At 53.6% G+C, this 22,155-nt stretch carries 25 protein-coding genes, 1 tRNA gene and 1 riboswitch; of the genes, 17 read left to right on the top strand and 9 right to left on the bottom strand.

From position 1 onward, the window contains the following. The first annotated feature begins 78 nt into the window (after positions 1-78). The 5 genes from J0L72_09310 to tsaD are packed head-to-tail and all read left to right on the top strand — an operon-like array spanning position 79 to position 4,721. On the top strand, positions 79-2,079 hold the full coding sequence (locus J0L72_09310) for a PQQ-binding-like beta-propeller repeat protein (protein MBN8690969.1): 2,001 nt from the start codon (positions 79-81) through the stop codon (positions 2,077-2,079). Further along, entirely contained in the window at positions 2,072-2,539 is a 468-nt protein-coding gene (locus tag J0L72_09315; GenBank protein ID MBN8690970.1) for a GNAT family N-acetyltransferase, read from the top strand. Before J0L72_09310 ends, J0L72_09315 begins: the two co-directional genes overlap by 8 nt. Before the next feature lie 24 nt (positions 2,540-2,563). Beyond that, a complete protein-coding gene (locus J0L72_09320; protein MBN8690971.1) occupies positions 2,564-3,265 on the top strand; it encodes an ABC transporter ATP-binding protein in 702 nt (233 codons plus the stop codon). Then, positions 3,265-3,717, top strand: coding sequence for a ribosomal protein S18-alanine N-acetyltransferase (gene rimI / locus J0L72_09325; GenBank protein MBN8690972.1), 453 nt, complete (start codon positions 3,265-3,267; stop codon positions 3,715-3,717). The genes J0L72_09320 and rimI overlap by 1 nt, the downstream gene beginning before the upstream one ends. Further along, positions 3,714-4,721, top strand: a complete 1,008-nt coding sequence (gene tsaD / locus J0L72_09330; GenBank protein MBN8690973.1) for a tRNA (adenosine(37)-N6)-threonylcarbamoyltransferase complex transferase subunit TsaD — start codon at positions 3,714-3,716, stop codon at positions 4,719-4,721. The genes rimI and tsaD overlap by 4 nt, the downstream gene beginning before the upstream one ends. A gap of 54 nt (positions 4,722-4,775) precedes the next feature. Here the strand turns inward: tsaD and J0L72_09335 are convergent, their stop codons facing one another. Together J0L72_09335 and J0L72_09340 are read right to left on the bottom strand one after the other, a co-directional pair. After that, complete coding sequence (locus J0L72_09335) at positions 4,776-4,988, bottom strand: hypothetical protein (protein MBN8690974.1); 213 nt, start codon at positions 4,986-4,988, stop codon at positions 4,776-4,778. Next, positions 4,988-5,815 (bottom strand): prepilin-type N-terminal cleavage/methylation domain-containing protein, encoded by an 828-nt coding sequence (locus tag J0L72_09340; protein MBN8690975.1) that lies wholly within the window; start codon positions 5,813-5,815, stop codon positions 4,988-4,990. Before J0L72_09340 ends, J0L72_09335 begins: the two co-directional genes overlap by 1 nt. A 133-nt stretch (positions 5,816-5,948) precedes the next feature. On the opposite strand from J0L72_09340, the gene J0L72_09345 reads away from it, so the two are divergent. Continuing rightward, a complete protein-coding gene (locus J0L72_09345) occupies positions 5,949-7,124 on the top strand; it encodes a phosphoglycerate kinase (protein ID MBN8690976.1) in 1,176 nt (391 codons plus the stop codon). 12 nt (positions 7,125-7,136) lie between these two features. Continuing rightward, entirely contained in the window at positions 7,137-7,586 is a 450-nt protein-coding gene (locus J0L72_09350; GenBank protein ID MBN8690977.1) for a hypothetical protein, read from the top strand. On the opposite strand, the gene J0L72_09355 is transcribed toward J0L72_09350, so the two are convergent. Then, entirely contained in the window at positions 7,569-8,582 is a 1,014-nt protein-coding gene (locus J0L72_09355) for an isocitrate/isopropylmalate dehydrogenase family protein (GenBank protein ID MBN8690978.1), read from the bottom strand. The genes J0L72_09350 and J0L72_09355 overlap by 18 nt on opposite strands. Positions 8,583-8,676: 94 nt before the next feature. Here J0L72_09355 and J0L72_09360 point away from each other — a divergent pair, with 94 nt between their 5' ends. The 4 genes from J0L72_09360 to lepB all read left to right on the top strand — a co-directional run bounded on the left by J0L72_09360 (position 8,677) and on the right by lepB (position 11,832). Beyond that, positions 8,677-9,765 (top strand): hypothetical protein, encoded by a 1,089-nt coding sequence (locus J0L72_09360; GenBank protein MBN8690979.1) that lies wholly within the window; start codon positions 8,677-8,679, stop codon positions 9,763-9,765. Positions 9,766-9,845: 80 nt separating this feature from the next. Further along, the gene (trmD, locus tag J0L72_09365) at positions 9,846-10,553 is read left to right on the top strand and encodes a tRNA (guanosine(37)-N1)-methyltransferase TrmD (GenBank protein ID MBN8690980.1); all 708 of its coding nucleotides are present in this window, start codon (positions 9,846-9,848) and stop codon (positions 10,551-10,553) included. Positions 10,554-10,621: 68 nt separating this feature from the next. After that, positions 10,622-10,972: a 50S ribosomal protein L19 gene (gene rplS, locus J0L72_09370; GenBank protein MBN8690981.1), complete on the top strand. Its 351-nt coding sequence runs from the start codon at positions 10,622-10,624 to the stop codon at positions 10,970-10,972. A 53-nt stretch (positions 10,973-11,025) separates the two neighbouring features. Next, a complete protein-coding gene (lepB, locus tag J0L72_09375) occupies positions 11,026-11,832 on the top strand; it encodes a signal peptidase I (GenBank protein MBN8690982.1) in 807 nt (268 codons plus the stop codon). Here lepB and J0L72_09380 read toward each other — a convergent pair. Beyond that, a complete protein-coding gene (locus J0L72_09380; protein MBN8690983.1) occupies positions 11,829-12,935 on the bottom strand; it encodes a hypothetical protein in 1,107 nt (368 codons plus the stop codon). The two genes, lepB and J0L72_09380, sit on opposite strands and share 4 nt — an antisense overlap. A gap of 56 nt (positions 12,936-12,991) precedes the next feature. Further along, positions 12,992-13,128, top strand: a riboswitch (cobalamin riboswitch). Positions 13,129-13,234: 106 nt separating this feature from the next. Here J0L72_09380 and J0L72_09385 point away from each other — a divergent pair. Genes J0L72_09385 through J0L72_09395 form a run of 3 tightly spaced genes read left to right on the top strand, consistent with a single transcriptional unit; the run spans position 13,235 to position 15,245 of the window. After that, positions 13,235-13,912 (top strand): prepilin-type N-terminal cleavage/methylation domain-containing protein, encoded by a 678-nt coding sequence (locus J0L72_09385; GenBank protein MBN8690984.1) that lies wholly within the window; start codon positions 13,235-13,237, stop codon positions 13,910-13,912. Next, positions 13,899-14,693 carry a hypothetical protein gene (locus J0L72_09390; GenBank protein MBN8690985.1) on the top strand — a complete coding sequence of 265 codons (795 nt, stop codon included), beginning with the start codon at positions 13,899-13,901 and terminating at the stop codon, positions 14,691-14,693. Before J0L72_09385 ends, J0L72_09390 begins: the two co-directional genes overlap by 14 nt. Beyond that, positions 14,694-15,245, top strand: a complete 552-nt coding sequence (locus J0L72_09395) for a PEP-CTERM sorting domain-containing protein (protein ID MBN8690986.1) — start codon at positions 14,694-14,696, stop codon at positions 15,243-15,245. On the opposite strand, the gene J0L72_09400 is transcribed toward J0L72_09395, so the two are convergent. Together J0L72_09400 and J0L72_09405 are read right to left on the bottom strand one after the other, a co-directional pair. After that, a complete protein-coding gene (locus tag J0L72_09400) occupies positions 15,217-15,696 on the bottom strand; it encodes a hypothetical protein (protein MBN8690987.1) in 480 nt (159 codons plus the stop codon). The genes J0L72_09395 and J0L72_09400 overlap by 29 nt on opposite strands. After that, positions 15,693-16,034 carry a P-II family nitrogen regulator gene (locus tag J0L72_09405; protein ID MBN8690988.1) on the bottom strand — a complete coding sequence of 114 codons (342 nt, stop codon included), beginning with the start codon at positions 16,032-16,034 and terminating at the stop codon, positions 15,693-15,695. The genes J0L72_09400 and J0L72_09405 overlap by 4 nt, the downstream gene beginning before the upstream one ends. A 91-nt stretch (positions 16,035-16,125) precedes the next feature. On the opposite strand from J0L72_09405, the gene J0L72_09410 reads away from it, so the two are divergent. Then, the gene (locus J0L72_09410; protein MBN8690989.1) at positions 16,126-17,316 is read left to right on the top strand and encodes a GHKL domain-containing protein; all 1,191 of its coding nucleotides are present in this window, start codon (positions 16,126-16,128) and stop codon (positions 17,314-17,316) included. Here the strand turns inward: J0L72_09410 and J0L72_09415 are convergent. Together J0L72_09415 and J0L72_09420 are read right to left on the bottom strand one after the other, a co-directional pair. Next, positions 17,297-18,886 carry a family 10 glycosylhydrolase gene (locus tag J0L72_09415; protein ID MBN8690990.1) on the bottom strand — a complete coding sequence of 530 codons (1,590 nt, stop codon included), beginning with the start codon at positions 18,884-18,886 and terminating at the stop codon, positions 17,297-17,299. The genes J0L72_09410 and J0L72_09415 overlap by 20 nt on opposite strands. A gap of 37 nt (positions 18,887-18,923) precedes the next feature. Then, the gene (locus tag J0L72_09420; protein MBN8690991.1) at positions 18,924-20,345 is read right to left on the bottom strand and encodes a family 10 glycosylhydrolase; all 1,422 of its coding nucleotides are present in this window, start codon (positions 20,343-20,345) and stop codon (positions 18,924-18,926) included. A gap of 52 nt (positions 20,346-20,397) precedes the next feature. Between J0L72_09420 and J0L72_09425 the strand changes: the two genes are divergently transcribed. Continuing rightward, positions 20,398-20,901 carry an LmeA family phospholipid-binding protein gene (locus tag J0L72_09425; GenBank protein MBN8690992.1) on the top strand — a complete coding sequence of 168 codons (504 nt, stop codon included), beginning with the start codon at positions 20,398-20,400 and terminating at the stop codon, positions 20,899-20,901. 27 nt (positions 20,902-20,928) lie between these two features. Then, positions 20,929-21,013: transfer RNA gene (locus J0L72_09430), tRNA-Leu, on the top strand. Between the two features lie 66 nt (positions 21,014-21,079). Here the strand turns inward: J0L72_09430 and J0L72_09435 are convergent. Further along, the gene (locus J0L72_09435; GenBank protein ID MBN8690993.1) at positions 21,080-22,132 is read right to left on the bottom strand and encodes a PEP-CTERM sorting domain-containing protein; all 1,053 of its coding nucleotides are present in this window, start codon (positions 22,130-22,132) and stop codon (positions 21,080-21,082) included. Positions 22,133-22,155: the final 23 nt, after the last annotated feature.

Here is a 22,155-nt window from a genome sequence, read left to right on the forward strand (position 1 = left end):
TCATTTTCCAACGAGGGCGTGAACCGAACAGTTATGCGACCCGAGACCCACTCATCCAGCATCCGGCTAAACTAGGGCATGGCACTCACCCGCCGCCAGTTCATTGTCGGAGCGTCGGCGCTCACTCTCGCTCCAACAAAGATCTTTGCCCAGCCGAAATCCAAAACAATGCGCGTGGTGTTCTTTTCGGACACCCATGTTGCGCTCAATCGCAACGTCAATGAGTGCGCAAAAATGCTCGGTGAGATCGTCGAGCTAAAACCGGACCTCGTAATCAACGGCGGCGACGTCACCGATTACGGGTGGCGCGGCGAATACACCAATTATCGCGCCATAACGCAGGGGTTGCCGTTCAAAATCCACCACGTCCCGGGCAATCATGATGTGCGGTGGTCGCCTTTTGGCCCGCAAATCTATAAAGAGTTTGTGGACCAGCCGTTTTCCGTGTTCGAGCGCGAAGGAGTTTGGTTTGTGTTGCTGGACAGCACAGTGCCGCTCAGCCATTGGGGGCATTATGAGGCGGTTCAGCTGGATTGGTTGAGCGAAAAGCTCGCCAGCATCGGGCCTCTTGCGCCGGTGGTCGTGTGTACGCATCATTGGGTCGGGCGCGATTCGCTGATGGTGGACAACGAGATGACGCTCCGGGCGTTGTTCCGAAATTCAAACGTCGTGCTCTGGCTGAACGGCCACGGGCATCAAGATATCGAATGGAAAACCGACGGAATCCCCTCGCTCATGAACAAGGGGCTGTACCAACTTTCGTATTCGGTGCTGGATTTCGATCTAGAGCATGAATCAATGATCGTCAAGCGGCGATCCGCCGAAAATCCACAAACCAAGACCATCGTTTCGCAGTCGCTGAAGCCGCGTTCGGCGGTCGTGCTGCCGGATTTTGTGGGGCCTTTTGACACAGAGTCGTTCACTCATGTACGGCTTGACCGTGGTAATTGGACCCCTTCCGCAGACTGGAAGCTGCCTTCCCTCATTTCTGGGACGCACACCTTGCAATATCGGCTGAAGGAGTTAGGCACCGAGATCGAATTCCCAATGTTCGAGCAGAGGACCAACTCTGCGTTGGTTCCGCTGGCAGACCGGACATTGCCGGGAGGCGTGATGTCGCATTTGCGCGCCGAAGACGATGGTTTGTTTGTCAGCCAAATGGATGGGAGCGTGATGAAGCTCGATCGGCGGACACTGCGGACGCTCTGGCACTCTAAAACCGAAGGATATTGCCACTCGACCCCGCTGGTGACCGAAAAATTGGTGATTGTGGGGAGCGCAGACGGGCATTTGTATGGGTTTGGCCGCCGGAACGGGGTGCAAGTCTGGCGCAAGAAGCTCGGGTTCCCTGTTTACAGCTCGGCAACTCTCGCGGGTTCGCGGCTTTTCCTGGCGGGTGCCGGAGCGTTTTACTGTTTGAACGTAGAAACCGGCGAAACGATCTGGAAAACGCCGATGCCCGAGAGCAATACTGCCTTTGCCCAGTCGGTGGCTTGTACCGATGGCGAGCGATTCTATGCGGGGTGCTGGGATAGCGCGATGGTGGCGCTAGATGTCGAGACGGGCGCCGTGGTTTGGCGCGAACTGTGTCAACCAAAGACCTTTGCGTTCAGCCCTGCGATCTCGAGCCCTTGCCTGCATCAGGATTCTGTGTTCGTTGCCGCGAATGGCAACGGGCTTTTCCGGTTCGAATGCTCGACAGGCCGGAAACATTGGGAAATTGAAAGTCCGGGTGAGAAATATGGCCACTCTTCTCCGGCAGTGACCCGCGAAGGCCACATCGTTGTCGGATGTTTGGGCGACAAAGGCCAAGTCCGCTGCGTGGATTTGGCTGGCAAGGAGCTTTGGATGGTCGAAACGGGTGCCACGATCTACGACTCTTCCCCGTTTGTGGATGGGAGCCACGCGTTTATCGGCTCGGTGGACGGCACTCTCTCGATGATCCACACCGCATCGGGAAAGTTGGTGGACCAATATCGCGTGGGGACGGGGCATCTGCTCTCGACTCCCGTTGCAAAGGACGGCGTGGTCTATGCTTGCGGGCTGGATGGGCGCATGGTGGCACTTCGCTATGCCTGATTTGTTTTGGGATCCATCGGATTCGGCTGGGCTTCTGGCATTCCGGGAGCTGGTTGAGGAATATCAGTTGGAACTTGGGGTTGATCTGTGCTTTCAGGGGTTCCAGGAGGAGATGGCTGGCCTGCCGGGTGCATATTCCCCGCCGCTTGGCGCGATTTTGCTCCTGAAAGACGGGGCAACTTGGATTGGATGCGGTGCCATCCGCCCGTTATCGCCGGGAGTGTGCGAGATCAAGCGGATGTATCTGCGGCCTGCGTTTAGAAGTCAGGGCTTTGGCACGGGTTTGATGCAAGAACTGTTGAACCGTGCAAAGGAGTTGGGGCATCACTCGGTGCGGCTGGATACTTTGCGGCGATTGACTCCGGCCTTGGCGCTATACACGAGGTTTGGGTTCAACGAGATCGAAGCTTACAACTATAATCCGGAAGACGATATCGTGTATATGGAGCGCGGGCTGTAAATCATTCATAATCCAAGTCGCGATATGCTGGTTGTCAAAGGAATCAATGTTTTTTATGGCGCGATTCAGGCGCTGCGCGAACTGAGCCTCGAAGTGAATCAGGGCGAGATCGTGGCGATCATTGGCTCGAACGGCGCTGGTAAGTCCACGCTGATGCGAAGTCTGAGCGGTTTGATCAAACCTCGGGCGGGCAGCATCGAATTCATGGGACAACCGATCCATGAACTCCCCGCTAATGAGATTGTCAAGCTGGGAATCAGCCAATCTCCGGAAGGGCGCAAGATTTTTACCAATATGTCCGTGCATGAGAACCTGCAAATCGGCAGCACGATCCGGACGGACAACGAAATCGCCAGTGATATGGAAAAGGTGCTGGACCGATTCCCTCGTCTTCGAGAAAGATTCAAGCAAAACGCGGGCACTTTGAGCGGAGGTGAGCAACAGATGCTCGCGATTGGCCGCGCTTTGATGAGTCGCCCGAAGTTGCTGCTGTTGGATGAACCGAGCATGGGCCTCGCTCCGAACTTGGTGGCGGAGATCTTTAACATCATCACCGATCTGAAGAAAGAAGGCGTGACCATTTTGGTCGTGGAGCAAAATGCGCACAAGGCACTTTCGATTGCTGACCGCGCTTATGTGCTTGAGACTGGGAATATCGTGCTCACAGGCACCGGTCAAGAACTTTTGGCGAGTCCAAAGGTGAAGGAAGCGTATTTAGGCGGTTGATGGAGTTTGTTCCGCTTTCATTTGAGCTCATTCCGGCGATTTTAGAGATCGAAAAGACTTCGCAAGGGGCGCCTTGGTCCGAGAAGTCCTTCACAAACGAGCTCAAGAATCCACATTCATACTTTTTGGTCGCGCTTGAGCGGCAGAATGTCATCGGTTATGGCGGTGTGTGGCTGATTCAAGACGAAGCCCACGTCACAACGATCACGGTGAGCCAAGATCATCGGCGCAAGGGGATCGGCAAGCAGTTGATGCACGAGCTGATCAAAGGATCGATGGAGCGCAAGGCGAATTGTATGACACTCGAAGTAAGAGTGAGCAACGAACCCGCGATACGGCTGTACGATTCGCTTGGATTTGCGCGCGCGGCGGTCAGAAAGAACTACTATCCCGACAATCAAGAGGACGCCTACATCATGTGGCTGTATGACCTCAGCGAGGCCAAGATTTGATCCAGTTTTTTGACGCACCGGTACTTGGGATCGAGTCGAGTTGCGACGAGACCAGCGCTGCCGTGACGGTTGGCAGCAAAGTTCTTTCTAATGTTGTTTCGAGCCAAGCCGATTTGCACCGTAAGTATGGTGGCGTGATTCCCGAACTCGCGAGCCGGGCCCACGTTGAGGCGATGATCCCCGTCATTACGGAAGCGCTGCAAACGGCAAACATGTCGATTGGCGATATCGGTGCGATTGCGGTCACCAATCGTCCTGGATTGATCGGCGCACTTTCGGTGGGGGTCAGCGCTTCCAAGGCTTTGGCTTGGGCGCACAAAATTCCATTGATCGGGGTTCACCACTTGGAAGGACATTTGTTGAGCGTTTTCGCCAATCAAGACGTGCCACCAAAGCTGCCCTCGATTGCATTGATCGTTTCTGGCGGGCATACCGAAGTTGTCTTTGTTTCGGGAATCGGCGAATACAAGATTCTCGTCGAAACGCTCGACGATGCTGCAGGCGAAGCGTTTGACAAGAGCGCTCGGCTGCTTGGCTTGCCTTCTGCTTCGGGGATTGAGGTCCAACGCGCGGCGATGGGCGCAAATCCAAAGCGATACAGCTTGCCGATCGCGCTTCCTGGCGACGATGCCCATTTTAGCTTCAGCGGCCTGAAGACGGCGGTTCTTCGATTGGTCGAACGCGAGGGAGAATCGCTGAACAAGAACGATGCCGCCGCTAGTGTGCAGCACGCAATTGTCGAGGCATTGGTTGCTAAGACCATTCGAGCCGCACAGTCCGTAGGATGTCACTCGATTTGGGTGGTTGGTGGCGTCTCCGCCAACGAATCCCTTCGAACCAAGATGAAATCCGCCTGCGATTCAATCGGCGCATCGCTCTTTGTGCCTGACTTCCAGTTCTGTACAGACAACGCGGCAATGATTGCTCTGGCGGGCTCTGCTCGATTGGCGAAAGGCGATCGAAGCGATTTTGATCTGGACTGTCTTCCGAACAGTCCCCTCTAAAGAAAAATTGCCCACCTCGGATTGAGGTGGGCAATTTATTTCAATTCACTTTGCTTATTGCAAGCTCGGATCTTTGAAGTTTGGATCGTTTGAAGGTGGGTTCAATGGCAATCCGGATTCCTTGTTGGTGTTATCCTCAAGTGATCCGACGGCCTTTTCTTGTCCAGCTTCGCCAGCAGCACCTGACTTCGCGAACATGAAAATTGCGCCCGCGATGGCAACTACTGCCAGCACGGCATAAACAACCAGTTTCTTCTTATCGTCCATTAGTTCTTAAAGTCTTCGCTGTAGTGAACAAGGTTCTTTGCCTTGTTGGTCACGGCCAGACTTGGATTGGTCACCCAGAGTGGATCCATGATTCTGTTCTGAGCCATGCTCTTGACGTGGCCGTCAGCAAAACCCCAGTTCGATTGGCCCATGTAACCACCGATTGCGCCTCGACCATTGCCCGAACCACACGCATAAGTGATGTAGCTTGGATAAACGGGCCAGCTTCGAAGGTTGGCACTGTAGTATCGGTACCAGCTTCGAAGGTTCCAGGACGAGCTAGTCATCCAGAGTCCGTAAACGTGGATGGTGTCTGCTGGAGCACCGACGGTGCTTGTGTTAACCGATTCCGAAACCAAGACGCCTGTATCGTTGGTCAGACCGTGCAGACCAAACGTGTGGGTCATGCTCGTTTCGGCTGGGTTATTGTCGTTTCCTTTGAAGGTGAACGAGTAGCTGATCTTCGAACCGATAGCTGCAGTTGTGCCGCAAATCTCGCGGTTGAATCCGTCGTTTGGAGCTTGCCAAACATCTTGACTCTTGACGTACGGTTGCAAAACGTCTTCTGGGCCGATAGCTTGGTTGACGTTCGTAGTCACGCGCGGACCCATCTGGAGCATGTGATAGGTCTCGTCGTTGTCGCCAACGTACATCAGCGAGCCCAAAACGAGCTGCTTCATGTTGTTGAGATCCTGAGTCTTCTTGGCGGCATTTCGCGCCTGAGCGAACACAGGGAAAAGAATCGCGGCGAGGATCGCAATGATGGCGATCACCACCAGCAATTCAATAAGGGTAAATCCTCTGCGATTGATGTTTCGACTATGCATTGAGAAACAATTCCTTGAATATTGCTGTGGCACACGAATGCACCAACGTCATTGTATCCAACAATTGGGCAAACTGTGCGGATTCAAAGCAACTTAAAGCGCAACCATCCGAAACCGGTAAACTTTGCATGCCATGTCATTCAACAAACTCGGTGTGGATTCTCTCGATGCAGGCGGCAAAAGAGTCCTTGTTCGATGCGACTTTAACGTTCCTCTAGAAGCCGGGAGCATCTCGGATGATCGCCGGATTGTCGAGAGTCTTCCAACGATCAAAATCCTCATCGCTAAAGGCGCGAAGGTGATTTTGTGCTCGCACCTTGGAAGGCCAAAGGGAGTCTCGCCAGAATTTAGCCTGGCACCCGTGGCTGCACGGCTGACCGAGTTGCTTGGCAAGCCAGTTCCGCTTGCGCCTGATTGTGTTGGCGATTCCGTCGCGGCGATGGTAGGCGGAATGAACAATGGCGACGTTTTACTTTTGGAAAATGTACGGTTCCATCCAGAGGAGGAGGCGAACGATCCGGCTTTCGCGGCTTCCCTCGCCAGCCTTGCAGACTGCTATGTCAACGATGCGTTCGGTACTGCTCACCGAGCACACGCCAGCACCGAAGGCGTTGCTCACATCATTCCAGGTGTAGCTGGCAAGCTGATCGAAAAAGAGATTGAATACCTCGGCAAGGCGCTGGACAATCCAAAGCGGCCGTTTGTCGCAATCTTGGGCGGAGCAAAGGTGAAGGACAAGATCCCGGTGATCCAGAATCTGCTCGGCAAGGTTGACAAGTTCATCATCGGTGGTGGCATGGCTTTCACGTTCCTTAAAGCTCAGGGCCACGCAATCGGCAAATCACTTTTTGATGAGTCCAATTTCGAATTCTGCAAGGACCTTTTGGCAAACCACTCCGACAAAATTGCCCTACCAAGCGATGTCCTCGTGACGGCCGAGCTTAGCGAATCCGCTACTCCGAAAGATGTCGCCGTGAACGCAATCCCTTCGGACATGCTCGGCGCGGATATCGGCCCTCAATCCGTTTTGGAATTCTCACAGATCATCTCTGAGGCTGGAACAGTGATCTGGAACGGCCCAATGGGTGTATTCGAGATGAAGCCGTTTGAGATCGGCACTAAAGCTATCGCAGAAGCCCTCGCACGGTCTGGCGCAGTCACGATCGTCGGTGGTGGTGATAGCGCTGCCGCCATCGAACAATTTGGATGCGCAGACAAGGTCACACACGTGAGCACCGGCGGTGGAGCATCGCTCGAGTTCTTGGAAGGCAAGACATTGCCCGGCATCGCAATCTTGCAAGACGCCTAATTCTCTTCGCCGATGAACTTCTTGGCACGGGTGGATTTGGACTTCGTTTCGTACGAGGGATCAGACCACCCGGCAGTTCTTTTGAGGCTATTGCAGGTTTGCCGCGACCACGGTTTCAAGGTTCATTTTTTCATCACAAGTCGGACCTTGCGGGCATTTCCGGCCGCGGCTGAAGCGATCCTAAACGAAGGGCATCACCTGGATTGGTGGAAGGTCAGTGGCCAAACGAAGGCTGATGAACTCTTTGCGAGGCATGGGATTAAGCCTGAGTTCTCCCTACTTGACGAAGAGATCACGCAATTCGATGGCAATCTCGTTGGAGCCGAAATTGCCCACGCAGTCACCTTGCATGATTTAACGCAAAACGACCCGAGACTGAGAGACTGGACTGCACGAGTCCAAGCGGCTGTCAGCTCGGGTCGAAAGATGGTGACTCTGCGCGATTTAGCTCGCGACGTTTGAAATCACTTCGGACTTGTACTCGTTGGTACTTGCCTTTCCGCCGAGATCGATGGTCAAGCACTTTCCGTCGGCGCAGACTCGCATCACGCTCGTCGAAATCTTGTTCGCGATATCGTGCTCGCCGAGGTGACGCAGCATCATCACCGCGCTCAACAGGAGTGCCGTTGGATTCGCGACGCCCTTTCCAGCGATATCCGGCGCCGAGCCATGAACGGCTTCAAACACCGCGCAATCCACGCCGATATTCGCCCCAGGAGCGAGGCCGAGCCCACCGGTCAATCCAGCGCATAGGTCCGAAATGATGTCCCCATAAAGGTTTTCGGTGATCATCACATCGAACTGCTCTGGACGGGTCACCAACTGCATGCAGCAGTTGTCTACGATGATATCGTCGCATTCGATCTGCGGGAATTCCTTCGCGACCTTGTAGAAAACGTCCAAAAAGAGGCCATCGGCGAGCTTCATAATGTTCGCTTTGTGGACGGCTGTGGCTCGCTTTCGACCTTGTTCAACGGCCATTTGCAAGCCATATCGAACCAATCGCTCGCTACCTTGACGTGTGATCAACTTGATCGCCTGAGCGATGTCTGGGTGCGGCATGAACTCGATGCCGGCATAAAGGTCCTCGGTGTTTTCTCGGACGATGATGATGTCCACGTCTCGATTGCTAAACGGAGTCTCGACGCCCGGGAGCATTCGGCAAGGCCGGACGTTGGCAAACAGGTCAAGCTTCTTGCGCAGCGTCACGTTCGCGCTGGCGTGACCACCACCCTTTGGAGTTGTGGTTGGGCCCTTCAGCGCGGTACCGATTTCACGGATCCCGTTGATCGTGGCTTCTGGAACCGGTCCAAGACCCTTTTCTACTGCGCCAAGTCCCGCCTCAAAAAACACCCATTCGGCGTCGAATCCAGCAGCTTCAAGAATATTTATCGTGGCTTCGGTGATCTCAGGGCCAATGCCATCTCCAGGAACAACGGCGATTCGATGTTTGCTCATACCCTTCTATTTTGGTCTTTTCTAGAAATTTCTGTCGGGAAACGTAACTGTTAACGCAAACATTCGTTACAGTTTGTATAGGAGTCAGATGAAAATGACCAAAAACACATTGTTGGTTCTGTCGATGGTTCTCGGACTTTCGGCATCGAGTTTTGGAGATGATGGTCTCTTAGGTGGAGGCAACGGCGGTGGATCGGGAGGCGGCTCTTCGGTCAGTTCCAGTGGAGGGAGTTCCAGCGGTTCTGGAAGTGGCGGAGGTCACTCTAGCGGCTCAAGCAACGGTGGCGGCCGCGGACAATCCAGCGGCGGAGGAAGAAGTTCGTCAAGTTCTTCCTCGTCCGATTCTTCGCGACAAACTTCTAACTCGTCGAACCAAGCACAGATGGTTCATTCCAGCCGAAGCGGCCGCGTGAACTATCGTTCAAACAACAACGTTCAGCGAACTTCGCGAACCGATAATCCGATTATCGTTTCTTCGGCGCCATCCCGACAGCCGAGCGGTAACCGGGATAGTCGAGGTGGTTCGTACCAAGGTTCGGTCCGGCACCAAGCGGGACGCGAAGACGACAACTACACTCGAGATCGCTATCGAAGCGGCTATTACCAATACGGCAATAGCTGGTGCGATGACAACTTCTACTATCCGTATTATTCGTTCAATTGGAATAGCGACCGATGCGCCGTCTCGCCTTGGTACAGCTACACCAACCTCCCGCCATACATCAACATTAGCCGGGTCCGGCTCGGTGGGAATTGCATCGATGTCGATGATTGGCGATCCTATCGCTACGATTCGCGATACAAGCCAGACACCAGAGACTGGGACTACGGCCTATGGGACGCATGCTACGACCTCGAACGAACGTTCCTGAGAGGCGATATACGCAGGTTTGGCGACCTCCTCGAGCACACCAACTGGGTTCTGATCGATTCACCAAATGGTGAAAGATATCAGATTCACCGCAACGACATGATCGACATGATGGCGGACTTGGTTTACTCGACGCGAACAACTGGAATCCGTTTCAGCCGAGTCGAATATGATCGACAATACGCCAGAGTCGTGATTCAGCACACATTTGAAGATGCATGGCGGCGACGTCAGACCACCTATCTCAACTTTGTGTTGATCCAGGACGGTAGAGGATACGAGTTGCTGGAATTCGGCACCGACTATCGCTAAGACTTCACCACTCCCAAAGAAAGCCAGAAGCGGGCCGGCACTTTGCCGGCCTTCGCTTTTGTTCTAAACTCTGGGTTCAAATGCGAATCGACTTTGTGACTTTGTTCCCGGAGATGGTGCTTGGTGCGTTGGACCACAGCATGATCTCTCGGGCGCAACAGCAAGGCATCGTCGAATTCGGAACGAGCAATCCACGAGATTTCGCTACAGATAATCACCACACAGTCGATGACAGCCCTTATGGTGGCGGTCCGGGAATGGTCATTCGGGCGGATGTGGTCGGGCTAGCGATTGACAGTCTCTCACCAACCCCGGAGACAACGATCATCGCGCTAGAGCCGTGGGGCAAGCGGTTCACTCAGCAGGTAGCCAGAAGACTTTCGAAATCTGATCACTTGGTGTTTCTTTGCGGCCACTATGAAGGGATCGACGCCCGCGTGGCAGAGCATTACAACTGTGAAGTCCTGAGCCTGGGAGATTTCATCTTGACCGGTGGCGAACCTGCCGCAATCACGATGACCGACAGCATCGTCAGGCTCTTGCCCGGAGTACTTGGCGATCAGGAAAGCTTGGAGACAGATAGCCACTCTGGAGGACTGCTCAGCTATCCGCAATACACCCGTCCGGCCGAGTGGCGAGGGTTGACTCCTCCCGAAGTCTTGAAGTCCGGTGATCATAAGAAAATCGAAACATGGCGCCGAAAGTGGGCGCTGGAAATTACTAGGAAAAACCGACCTGATCTTTTCTCGTTGGCGGCACTAGAACCAAAGGATATTGATCTGCTATAATCTGGGTTCGCGTCTGGCGATTCCCGCCTCGCGAGCAAGATTTGAATCTGAAAGGGCAAGAACCGAACATGAACAAGCAAGCGATTTTGAACAGTGTGGCGGCCCCACACATGAAGGCTGAGTTGCCAGAGTTTCGACCTGGAGACACTGTCCGCGTCCACCAAAAAGTCCGTGAAGGCGACAAGTTCCGAATTCAGGTTTTCGAAGGTCTGATCATTGCTATGCGCAACGGCGGCATTTCGGAAAGCATCGTTGTTCGAAAGATGAGCAACGGCGTGGGTGTGGAGCGAAGCTTCCCAATCCACTCGCCAAACGTAGACAAGTTCGAAGTGATTCGGCACGGTAAAGTTCGCCGCGCCAAGCTCTATTACCTCCGAGATCGCGTGGGTAAGGCTGCTCGAATCGCCGAACGCCGCTAATGGGTTTCGATTCTTCCCTTTTCCTAGCGCAAACTGCAAAGCCAAATTCGGCTTTGCAGTTTGTTGATAACCTGGCTCGCACTCCGCTGAGTCAGGTTTTGATCTTTATCGTGGCCTGCACCGTGCTCCGCTCGTTGCTGTACCCGATCATCATGAAGACTCCACCGTTCAAACGAACTGGATTCTTTAGCGCATTCAAGTTCGCCAATGAGGGTTTGGATGCATTGGTATACGCCGGCGGCATCGTCTTCTTGCTGATTCGCCCGTTCGTCCTCCAGACGTTTTTTATCCCATCGGAGTCGATGGAGAAAACGCTGCTCATCGGTGACTTTATCGTCGCCAACAAATTTATTTACCGCGTCTCTGAGCCACAATCAGGCGACATCGTTGTGTTCCGCCCACCAGCTCGAGGGTTGCTCCCGGGCTCCGGCCAAACCGACTATATCAAGCGGTTGATCGGCACTCCTGGCCAAGTAATCGAAATTCGAAATGGCAAGCTTTTCCGAAATGGCGTGAAACAAAACGAGGTCTATACGGTCAACGGTGACGCCGAATACGACTTCAAGCTTGTCAACGACAAGGGCAACTTCATCCCACTGCTGATCAATCCGATGACCGGTTTGGTGAACTCAGAGATGACTTGCGAAGACTATCACGTCGAGCCCGATGACACCGAGCGACAACGCTATTTGATGTCGTTGCCGCCTGCAGCAATCCCCGCCGGAAGATTCTTGATGATGGGTGACAATCGAAACCGTTCGTTCGATGGTCGCGCTTGGGGACTTGTGGATCGCCGCAACCTGATTGGTCGCAGCGAATTCATCTTCATCCCGTTCCCGAGAGTCCGAATCACTCGTTAGAGCTCATCGGACAATCCGTAGTTTGCGACAATACAATCAAAGTCGCTTGATCCCACTTCAAGGTCCCTGTCGATATCGCCAGGGACCAAATTGTTTACGTTGGTGCTACTCTGCCCAAAGTTCGCCACTACGATATCGAAGTCCGTAGAACCGATCTCGTGGTCGCCATCCACATCCCCATTCACAAGTTGCACTGGTCCGGCCGAGTTTTCAGTACTCACGTCCAAAGTTCGAGCGCGTTGCAACCAAGTCGTCTTTTGCAGAAGCAACCGGAATGATCCTGCGGGCTGACTCGTTGGGACACTGAATTGACCGTTCGGACGGATGACCATTGAACCTGATTCGATCGGTGCTCCGCCACTCAGAGGGACGATCTTAATGTTCACGCTTTGACCTGCGATGGGCAACGTATCGCACTCTAGGTTCAAAGTTCCATCGATCGCGCGAACTCTGGCGATGTGCTGGATTGATCGGAGCTCCACTCGAAGAGCAGTGATGTTAAATGGACCAATCGTGCCAGATACTGTGCCCATGATCACATTGACGAAATTGACGGCATCGCCACCGGTGTAAACGCCACGATTACGAGTCCGACCTTGGAGCAATGGCCTCGCGATAGAGTTCGTGTATTCAAAATTCGAACGAAGGCTTCCCTGCACGCGGACGTTGTTGACCACGAGATTCACGGCAACCGGAGTGCCGTTGTAATCGACCGAAGTCTGAATCGGATATCCGCCGGTCTGGCTGAAAGTTTGATCAAACGTCCAGGTGGCCACTTGACCGCTGCTCGTTCCATTCGCGGTGACCAGAAGCGGCGGCAATGTTGGATTCAAATTTTGAACGTTCAGCACAAAGCTGAGCGAACCAGGGGTCTTTGAGTAAATCGCTTCGTCGCTGCCGGCGTTACCGGTGAACACGAGCGGGATGAAACCAGATGAAGCTCGGTAAGTGATCGCCATGTCCACTTGGGTGTCTGGCGCGGGCAAATTGTCGCCTATACCGAACGAGAAATCTGATGCCGCAATAAATTTGTCAATCTGCGCATGAGCGGCTCCAGGAAGACAGGCCAGCGTGACGGCAAAAGCCAACAATCCAAACTTCATTGCCATAGCATAAACCAATTTTCAAGAATCTGTATGCTCTCCCTGATTTCTATGGCATACTGATTCGGTCTTTGAACCGCCCAGCAATGGTGCGGGGCAGGGGAAGTCCGGTGAGATTCCGGCGCTGTGCCGCAGCGGTAATGTTGGGAAAACCCAGCGAGTCCGAATGCCTGCTCTCAAAGCAAATGAACGACTGGATTTTCGGTTCACGAGCATGAACTGGCATCAAGAGATCGCCTTTTTGGCGAACTTCCTTTGCCCTTTTTGCTCCCCCTGAATCCTATCGATTTGGAGCAAACTTGAAACAAGCAGGGCGCGGATTTACTTTGATCGAGCTACTGATGGTGATCGCCATCATTCTGGTACTCGCGGCGCTCCTCTTCCCTGTCTTTGCGAAAGCCAAATCGGCGGCGCTCAAAACTCAATGCACCTCACAGATTCGTCAGCTTGGAATCTCCTGGCATCTGTATGCGGATGACTACGACGATCAATCCGTTCCTTCCTACTACCCTTCGCCACTGACTGGGATGGAGATCGCCTGGGACTTTTCGGATGGCAACCAACCTGGCCTGCTGTTTCCCTACACAAAATCGGGCCTGATCGCTAAATGCCCTTCATTCATGGGTGAATCGTGGTCGAGACAGTACACCGGATACGCGCTGAACGCCTCGTATATTGGGGGCGACTTTTGGTCGGGGATCGATCCTGCGATCAGGTCGCAAATCTCTTCACCCAGCGAAACGGTCCTGTTCGCAGATGCTGGATTTGGGCAACCAGTTCGTGCAAACAATTATCTCCGGTCGCCTTCAGATTCCTTGTTCGTTGCTGGGAAAGTTCACTTTCGTCATAACGGGTTCGCAAATCTCGTCTGGGTTGACGGTCATGCGTCGAGCTGGTCCAAGCGTTTCAAAACTGCCGAATATGAGTCCGTTGTTGGATCCATTTCAGAAGGGGACGAACTCTATGACCTGGACTAGATTTTTGCCACTTCTGATGCTCGCGCCATCTTCGGCGCAAGGAGTCGATTGGTACGCGAGCACTGTTGTTAGCTATTCGAACCTAGGCGTGGGGATTTATGGCGATCCGACTGCAGCACTGGGGCAACCAACCCGGTGGGTGCGGGATACAGTTAACGGCGGAGCGAATCAGCAGGTTTTCCCCTCCCCAGGCTACGCACCTTGGAACGTAGGGCCAAACTCAGAGCCTCTTGTGGTGACGATAAAGCCTGGTGGGCAACTGACTTTGGCGTTCACCACTGCGATTCAAGACACCCCCGGGAATTGGTACGGATATGACTTTATCGTGTTTGGGAATTCCATCTTGGCGACAAATCAGACTGTCACCGCTAGTTCCAACTTCGATCAATTGTTGGTGTTATCGGGTCCGGACTTTCTCGAGCCGATGCAAGTCAGCGTCAGTCCGAATGGGCTGCAATGGTACAGCTATCCGGTGACGAATTCGACCGGCGCCGACAGCCTCTGGCCAACGCTCGCCTTCAATCCATCGGACGGGACACCGACCGATTTCACCAAACCCATACGTCCAACGTTATCGCGTTCGGCCTATTCCGGCCAGAGCCTGAACTCGCTTTGCGCGGCATATCTCGGAAGCGGTGGCGGCACGGCTTTCGATCTGCGGCCCTCTGGGTTTAGAAGCATCAAATACATTCGCATCACTGGTAACTCTGGCGAGGTAGACGCGATCGCGCGTGTATCTCGCGGAGTCACCCCCGTCCAAACCCAAATTTCAATTGACTAAATGAAAACTCTCTCACTATCTCTCCTTGTCGTCCTTGCCGCGACTAGCCATGCCATCAGCTTCGATGATCTTCAAGTTTGGGCAGGATCAGGATCAAACCGCGCGATGATCGTCATTGACTTTGCAGATGGCCAAACGACCAGCTCTTTCGCTTGGGGATATCGCTGGAATGGCACTGCGACGGGCGAAGATGCTTTGCGGGCAATTGTGAACATCGACCCGCTTCTCACTGCGAGTTATGACGACTTTGGATCTTTTGGATTTGCAGTCAACACCATAACTTATGGATCACGTACAGGCGCATACGATGTCAACTCCGGGCGATATTGGAGCTATTGGAATTCCCCAACGACGAATCTCAATTGGAGCTTCGCGAGTACAGGAATGTCGAGCCGACAACTGCTTGATGGCAATATTGACGGTTGGAGCTTTAGCGCGCCAAATTGGAACGCTTCAGCGCCTTCGAACCCTATTGCAGCAGTGCCAGAACCGATGACGTTGCTTGGTCTAGCAATAGGCCTTGCTACTCTTCGGAAGGCGCGTCGGCGATAAAAATCCCCGCATACTCTTCTGAATCCTCGACGATCTCTGCGTTTACAGGAGAGTCAAATATTCGAGTCCAAAACTCTTCGACCTCGGCTTCGTCTCGTAGGATCCGGTCGTAGCTTTCGGTGAAAAATGGCGGGAATCTCTCGCCAGATTTCTTGATGATCTCCTTTCCGGCTTTGGTCTTAGCGCGTTCGATGATCTCGCTCAGCTCGTAGTTCTCGCCTTTGGCTGAAGCCTCAACGGTGAAGATCATTTCCGTGACTTCCGGGAGCACGCAGCAGATGATCAGGTTCCAGCGCCGCCCGTTCGGACGCAAAAGTTGTCGTAGGAGAAGGTTGACTTCCGTCTCGTTCAGGGGTCGGCGGTGACGGAATGTCGCGTAATACTGCACGTCATCCGCGCGCCAATGGGGCAACTTCCCTCTCCAAATCTTGAAGTTCTGCCACCGACTCATTGAATCGCGGCTTCGCCTCTCTCGCCTGTACGAATTCGAATCACGTCCTGAACATCAGAGATGAAGATTTTCCCGTCACCGATTTCACCGGTTTGCGACGATTGGCAAATGGCCTCGATCGCAGCATCCACCAATTCGTCCGGAACCACAACTGTGATTCTAAGCTTCGGGATCAGATTCTGAGCATAAGTACTTCCACGATACAGGTCAGTCTGACCTTGCTGACGGCCGTACCCTTTTACCGTCTCAACGGTGAGCGCATACACTTGCGCGTCTTCCAGTGCTTGTTTGACGCTCTCGAGCGCGTTACTCCGCAGATAGGCTTCGATCTTCTTCATAATCGCTTTTGTTGAAGTTTACTAAGGTTCAATCATCTCTGCCGACCTCCTCGATCATTTGTCCATGTTCACAGCACTTAGATCAGAAAATTTGATTCGAATCGGCGCGCTGGTTTCGGTTTCTGGTGCGATCGCGGGAGTTGCCATGCCTCATGCCGGCTGGGTCTTGATTCCGAGCATCGCTGGATTAGTCCTGGTCGGGGTTGGTTTGGTTCGGTTCGAGAGAGAGAGGGTCCGAATCGCCGCTGAAGCTAGAGATGCGCAAAGCCAAAAGAACCTGCTCGAAGAATTGGTGATGGGGCAGGACGCAGCGTTGTTCGTTTGTGAACCGGACGCCTCGGTGCGGTTTGCCAACAAGCGCGCAAGAGACACTTTCCGCTTCGATAATCCGGTTGGCTCACCGATTTTGAAGGTCACCTTATCCCACGAGATATCGGAACTCATTTCGCGGGCGATCGGGCAACAGGAGCCGATTTTGGAAGAGATTGGGATTCGAACTGACGAGGACAGAATCTTCCTGGTAAAAGCTTGGCACCGCCCTGAGAATACGCAGGAAATCTTTCTCTCGCTGATCGACATGACGCAAATCAAGCGGCTTGAACGCGTCCGCTCGGATTTTGTCGCCAATGTCTCACACGAATTGCGGACGCCGCTCACTAACATACGCGCGATGAACGAGATTCTTGCTGAATCAGAGCCCGAAGAGCGAGAACTGTTCCAGCGTTACCTCGGCTCCAGTATCCGCGAAGTCGATCGGCTCACTCGAATCGTGGAAGACCTGCTGACCTTGAGCCTTGCCGAGCGTGGCAAATTGACTTCGGAGATTTGTGATCTGACCGCTATTGTCGAAGCAACAGTCGCTCAATTAGAGCCCAAAGCGAAATCAAAGGGGCTCACAATCAGCAAGTCGATCCAGCCTGCCATCGAAGTCAACGGTAATCCAAGCCAGCTCGCGCAAATCGTTTTCAACCTTGTCGACAACGCAATCAATTACACGAAAGAAGGATCGATTCGGATTGAGCTGAACACGGAAAGTAACTTAGCAAAGCTCTCGATCCAGGATTCCGGAATCGGGATTCCAAGCGAAGATCAACCCCGGGTGTTCGAGCGCTTCTACCGAGTGGACAAAAGCCGTTCGAAAGAAACCGGCGGAACGGGCCTAGGCTTAAGCATCGTCAAGCACTTGGTCGAAACACACGGTGGGCAGATTGAACTCCAAAGTGCGCTCAACCAAGGCAGCACTTTCACCATTTGGTTAAACCTTAGCGAACCCGAGTCGTAAGAACTGAAGGGTCAAACACGCGTGTGGCGTAGGCGGATTGGTTACCTGATTTGTCGACGGCGGCGACTCCAATCGCTCGCAATGAGCCGCTCGCAGACTTGATATTCACTACTGTGCTCAGTGTCGAACTTGGAACTACCGAATGACTCCAAGTAGTGCCGACAAGGGTACTGATCAAGTACCACCTAGCCGCATCGCTACCGCCCGGCAAACTCCATGTGAAGAGGTGCTGAGAACTGGACTTACTGTAGCTCAGAATCGGACGAGCCGGTGCTGCGTTGTCGAGCCAAGCGGAAGCCGGGATCAAAGCGTCCGTTGAATATAAACCGTTCGCCAGGAGGGTCTTCAGACTCTGTGTATCGTCACGAATCACTTTCGCGCTGTAGTGCACGTTTCCGGTCGCTCCCGGCGTGTTCCGAGTCACGGAAATCTGGTCGATGATCTCCTGCGCGGGCCATGTGTTGCCAATCAGCTGACTGGTGTAGTTCGATGCCCAAACATGCCGCCCTTGCGTATTTTGCGACACCCACCAGTTCAACAACGAGCCATAAGGCTGACCCGTCGATGAAATTTTCCAATAAAGCTGCGGCGCGAGAAAGTCCACCCAACCGTTGTTTAGCCAAAGTTTGCTGTCTGCATAAAGCTCCGCATAGGAGTTCAGCCCGGTAACCCCTGCCGGATTCCCCGGTTGCCAAATTCCAAACGGCCCGATCCCGAACAGGCATTGAGGTTTGGCGGCCTTGATGCTTGTGTAGATGTCGTAGACGAAGTCGTTGACGTTCTTTCGCCGCCAGTTCGACAGAGTCAGACCTCCGCCATACAGCGCGAAGCTGGAAGTATCTGGAAAGGCGTAAAGTCCGTTCGGATAGGGATAGAAGTAGTCGTCAAACACCAAACCGTCGATGTCGTAACGATTGACGATGTCCATGATGACCGCTTTACTGTGCGCGGCAGATGCAGGCTCGCCTGGATCAAGCCAGTACTGATCGGCACCGGAAGAGTTCTCGTAAAGCTTGACAACGCTCGGCCGAGAGCGATACGAATGAAGCGGATGGACGTACGCCGTCGATGAAGTCGTGGCCGTATCCACCCATCCTGTGCCTGGTGGCGGCGAAAAACTCGGCACGTTCACGATCATGCGATATGGGTTGACCCAAGCATAGAGTTGCATGCCGCGCTGCCGCGCCGCGACGATCCATTCCGCAAGTGGATCGTAAGTTCCGGTCGGAGCCAGCCCCTGCCGCCCGGTCAGATAGTACGACCATGGTTCTAGCGTGGACGGGTACATCGCATCGCCAGCCGACCGAACCTGCAGGAAGACGCAATTCATGTTGGCGGCAGCCATGCCATCCAAAATTGCGTTCATCTGCGTTCGTTGGGAAGCGATCGAAGTCGTGGTAGTTCCGCGAGTCGTCGGCCAATCAATGCCGTAAACCGATGCGACCCAAGCAGCCCGCATCTCACGCTGGACCGAGGGGATCGAAATTTGAGGGTTGTTGATCATGGCCAAGTTCTGGGCCATGACGCTGCCCGCGCACATGAGCGTGCCGGCTACCATCAACTCTCTCATTTTCATTCCCCCCATGATACGATAGTTTCCCCTCCGATTACGGTGCAATCGGCTTCAAACTCGAACAGTTTCCAGACCGATCTACCGCAAAAACCGCAATATCGCTGGACTTCACGCCGGTTGGAACTGCACGCACTGCCTTCTCCGCCGCGAACACGTCTACGACCTTCCAAGTTCCTCCAGTGCGAACGGCGATGCCGTAGTAGCGATCGTCAGGAGCGTGTTCGCCGAACAGGATTCCGGTCGGTTTGATGGTGAAACTTGGTGCCGACGGGCGCATCTGATCGTTCCAGGGAGATGCGGGAACAAGTGCATGTTCCTTATATGCCCCGGACTTCAGAGCGGCATTGATGTTCTTGTAGTTGTTGGTGAACGACTTCATGCTGAAGTGGATCGCTCCGGTGGCGGTGCTCTTGCTGATCAAGCCAAGTTGACGGACGACCTGGTCCACTTCCCAAGCCTCGCCGACGCGTCCGGTGTACAAACCAGGCCAAAGATGGCGCTGCTGCTTGTTGTTATCCTCCCAGAATTTGAGCAACACCGGGAAGCTCTGCGCGGTTTGTTCGATCGGCCAGTAGAGTTGAGGAGCGTAGTAGTCGCACCAACCGTTCTGCCACCACTTCAGAGCGTCTGCCGAAAGATCTTCATACTGATCTACCCCGGCCGTGATTCCCTTTGGTACGCCGGGTCGAGCGATTCCAAACGGCGAGATTCCGAACTTCACCCAAGGCTTTTTCGCCTTGATGCCCTTGTAGACCCGCTCGATAAAGTCGTCAACGTTCTTTCGGCGCCAATCGCTCTTGCCTAGCGTTCCGCCGCGCTTTTGATACGCCTGATAAGTTGCATCATCCGGGAACGGGACCACCTTTCCAGATTCGCGCACAGGATACGGATAGAAATAGTCGTCGATGTGCATCCCGTCGATGTCGTACCGCGAGAGCACATCCATGAACACATCGTAGCTGCGATTCTGGATCGTCCGAGAACCTGGATCCATCCACAGATAGCCGCCGTAGCTGTAAACCGCTTCAGGGTGAGTCTTGGAGATATGGTTTGCGGCCATGTCGGCCTTCTGAACCGGGTGCTTGGCGCGATAGGGATTGAACCAAACATGCACTTCGATCCCCCGTGAGTGAGCTTCTTTCACGACGAATTGAAGAGGGTCGTAGCTAGGGCCCTTCCCGCTTGTACCGCTCAGGTAATAGCTCCAAGGCTCGATCTTGCTGCGATAAAACGAATCTGCCGATGGCCGAATTTGGAAGATCACCGCGTTCATGTTGAGATCTTCCAAAGTGTCCAGAATCTTGATCATCTCGGACCGTTGGGTGTCTTCCGAAAGCCCGGGCTTACTTGGCCAGTCGATGTTGTCCACGGTGGCGACCCATGCAGCGCGGAACTCGCGAGGTGGTTGAAAATCCAAGGGCGCACCCAAGACGCTCATAGCGAGGAGACTCAGCATAAGATTTAGGACGCTCGAAATCGCGCGATCATCTCTGCCAAAATCTGAAATCGTGGACGCGGAATTCTCACTTCTTCATCTGGCGGTGCTCGGGCACGGGCTAAAACTCCCCAACGGCATGGTCATTGACGAAGTGGAGATTCAGGCTGACCGTCTCGCCATCGTGGATCAGAAACCGAAATTCGAGACTCCCGCGACCACCATCGTCCGGATCAGTCCGGAGTCGCTGCAGACGTTCATCGCGTCGCAACTCCCAGCGATGGTTCGCGACCCACAAGTGCGGTTTCATGACGGCAAGATTCTGGTCAGCGCTTCGGTCAAAGTTCTCGTTGAAATTTCTGCCACAGCCACGCTCAGCCTGGTGATTCAGGATCAAAAGAAGTTGCTGGTTGAACTGATCGATGTCGATAAGCCCGGCCCTGTGCGAGGCATTCTAGAAAATCAATTGGATGCCGTTAATCCGGTGTTTGATGCCAAAGACTTGCCCCTTGATTTGAAGCTGGAACGCGTTGCGATAGGCAAGAATATCGAGATATTCGCGACCGCCACCGCATAGCGTTTGAGGTATCTTTACCATTCCGCTGGGCGAGTGGCGAAATTGGTATACGCGCCAGATTTAGGTTCTGGTACTGCGAGGTGTGTGGGTTCGAGTCCCACCTTGCCCACCACTTTTTTCTTGGTTCTCCGCTAGTGCGAATGCCATATTCGCGATGGGCAAGGTTTCTAATCGGCCCCTATGCTCGCCGATTTTCTGATAGCTTCTTTCGTCGCCGTAGTGCGATGCCCACCAACCCAACTCCGAGAACGATCAGTTCAGATGGCTCCGGCACTGGAGTAAGGAGCAGGTTCGATTTGAGATTATTGCCGTAGATTCCGTATGCGATGATTTCTCTTCGATTGTTGATTCCCATCATTGTGAGAATTCCACCACCTGTATTAGTGATCGAAGATGTGATATCTAGCAGACCGGTTGACTGTGACCAGAAGTATTGGCGTACAACTCCATTTCTCGTTACGGAAACCACGACATCACCATTATCATTGATGAAGCTCTTCTCGGAAAGGACATGCGGAATGGTCGGTCGATCCCCTATGAAGATTTTGTGAAGGAGTTGTCCCGACGTGTTCCAAATGGCGAGGTGTTTGCCAGCAGAATCATTCAATGTCCCACTGATGAGCCCGCTGGAATTGATGCTGCTGGCAGAGCCATACGTGTTCGGCTGTGCCAGTGAAACATAGCTTCCATCCGGCCTCCACATAATCGGATTTAGGTTTACACAACCTACGATGTTGCCAGAATCATCAATGTCTCTGGCGATATTATCGCCGTCCCAATAGCCTGGGTTTAGCGTACCGCCGCTGGTAGGAGAGAACGCCATCGCCATACCGGAGGGAACTGAACTATCCGGCCCTCCATATTGTGCCCAACCCACGGCGACATGCGAACTGTTCATGTTGAATGTGTCCAATTGATACCAAGCTGGTTCAGTCGAGACTAAGCTAGTTGCACCAACTCCTGGTGTCCAGTATCCAATGGGAGTGCCATTCACTGTATCCAGCGGTGAACCGTTAATTACGACCTCACCCGCTTCGCTGATGCCGCCGACCCTGGCATATCGGTAGCCAATACTATTAGCTGTTGCAGATTCAACCTGGCCGTTCACGTTTACACGGTGAACACTATTGACCGTATAGTTGAGATTACTACTGTGAACAGCCATTTGCCCCGCGTTGTTTATACCGGTCACAGTGATGTTCGTTTGCCCTGGCAGAGTCACCTCACGCATTGACCAAGTCAATGCATATGAGC

The sequence above is a fragment of the Armatimonadota bacterium genome (assembly GCA_017303935.1).
Classification (GTDB): Bacteria; Armatimonadota; Fimbriimonadia; order Fimbriimonadales; family Fimbriimonadaceae; genus JAFLBD01.

What these genes read in the sequence shown, in the direction of transcription:
- J0L72_09335 (MBN8690974.1), bottom strand. Translation starts at nt 4,988, where the DNA reads ATGGACGATAAGAAGAAACTGGTTGTTTATGCCGTGCTGGCAGTAGTT.
- J0L72_09340 (MBN8690975.1), bottom strand. Translation starts at nt 5,815, where the DNA reads ATGCATAGTCGAAACATCAATCGCAGAGGATTTACCCTTATTGAATTG.
- J0L72_09320 (MBN8690971.1), top strand. Translation starts at nt 2,564, where the DNA reads ATGCTGGTTGTCAAAGGAATCAATGTTTTTTATGGCGCGATTCAGGCG.
- trmD (MBN8690980.1), top strand. Translation starts at nt 9,846, where the DNA reads ATGCGAATCGACTTTGTGACTTTGTTCCCGGAGATGGTGCTTGGTGCG.
- J0L72_09405 (MBN8690988.1), bottom strand. Translation starts at nt 16,034, where the DNA reads ATGAAGAAGATCGAAGCCTATCTGCGGAGTAACGCGCTCGAGAGCGTC.
- J0L72_09395 (MBN8690986.1), top strand. Translation starts at nt 14,694, where the DNA reads ATGAAAACTCTCTCACTATCTCTCCTTGTCGTCCTTGCCGCGACTAGC.
- J0L72_09415 (MBN8690990.1), bottom strand. Translation starts at nt 18,886, where the DNA reads ATGAGAGAGTTGATGGTAGCCGGCACGCTCATGTGCGCGGGCAGCGTC.
- J0L72_09345 (MBN8690976.1), top strand. Translation starts at nt 5,949, where the DNA reads ATGTCATTCAACAAACTCGGTGTGGATTCTCTCGATGCAGGCGGCAAA.
- J0L72_09420 (MBN8690991.1), bottom strand. Translation starts at nt 20,345, where the DNA reads ATGCTGAGTCTCCTCGCTATGAGCGTCTTGGGTGCGCCCTTGGATTTT.
- J0L72_09435 (MBN8690993.1), bottom strand. Translation starts at nt 22,132, where the DNA reads ATGCGTGAGGTGACTCTGCCAGGGCAAACGAACATCACTGTGACCGGT.
- J0L72_09310 (MBN8690969.1), top strand. Translation starts at nt 79, where the DNA reads ATGGCACTCACCCGCCGCCAGTTCATTGTCGGAGCGTCGGCGCTCACT.
- rplS (MBN8690981.1), top strand. Translation starts at nt 10,622, where the DNA reads ATGAACAAGCAAGCGATTTTGAACAGTGTGGCGGCCCCACACATGAAG.
- rimI (MBN8690972.1), top strand. Translation starts at nt 3,265, where the DNA reads ATGGAGTTTGTTCCGCTTTCATTTGAGCTCATTCCGGCGATTTTAGAG.
- J0L72_09355 (MBN8690978.1), bottom strand. Translation starts at nt 8,582, where the DNA reads ATGAGCAAACATCGAATCGCCGTTGTTCCTGGAGATGGCATTGGCCCT.
- J0L72_09390 (MBN8690985.1), top strand. Translation starts at nt 13,899, where the DNA reads ATGACCTGGACTAGATTTTTGCCACTTCTGATGCTCGCGCCATCTTCG.
- J0L72_09315 (MBN8690970.1), top strand. Translation starts at nt 2,072, where the DNA reads ATGCCTGATTTGTTTTGGGATCCATCGGATTCGGCTGGGCTTCTGGCA.
- J0L72_09350 (MBN8690977.1), top strand. Translation starts at nt 7,137, where the DNA reads ATGAACTTCTTGGCACGGGTGGATTTGGACTTCGTTTCGTACGAGGGA.
- J0L72_09400 (MBN8690987.1), bottom strand. Translation starts at nt 15,696, where the DNA reads ATGAGTCGGTGGCAGAACTTCAAGATTTGGAGAGGGAAGTTGCCCCAT.
- J0L72_09360 (MBN8690979.1), top strand. Translation starts at nt 8,677, where the DNA reads ATGACCAAAAACACATTGTTGGTTCTGTCGATGGTTCTCGGACTTTCG.
- J0L72_09380 (MBN8690983.1), bottom strand. Translation starts at nt 12,935, where the DNA reads ATGAAGTTTGGATTGTTGGCTTTTGCCGTCACGCTGGCCTGTCTTCCT.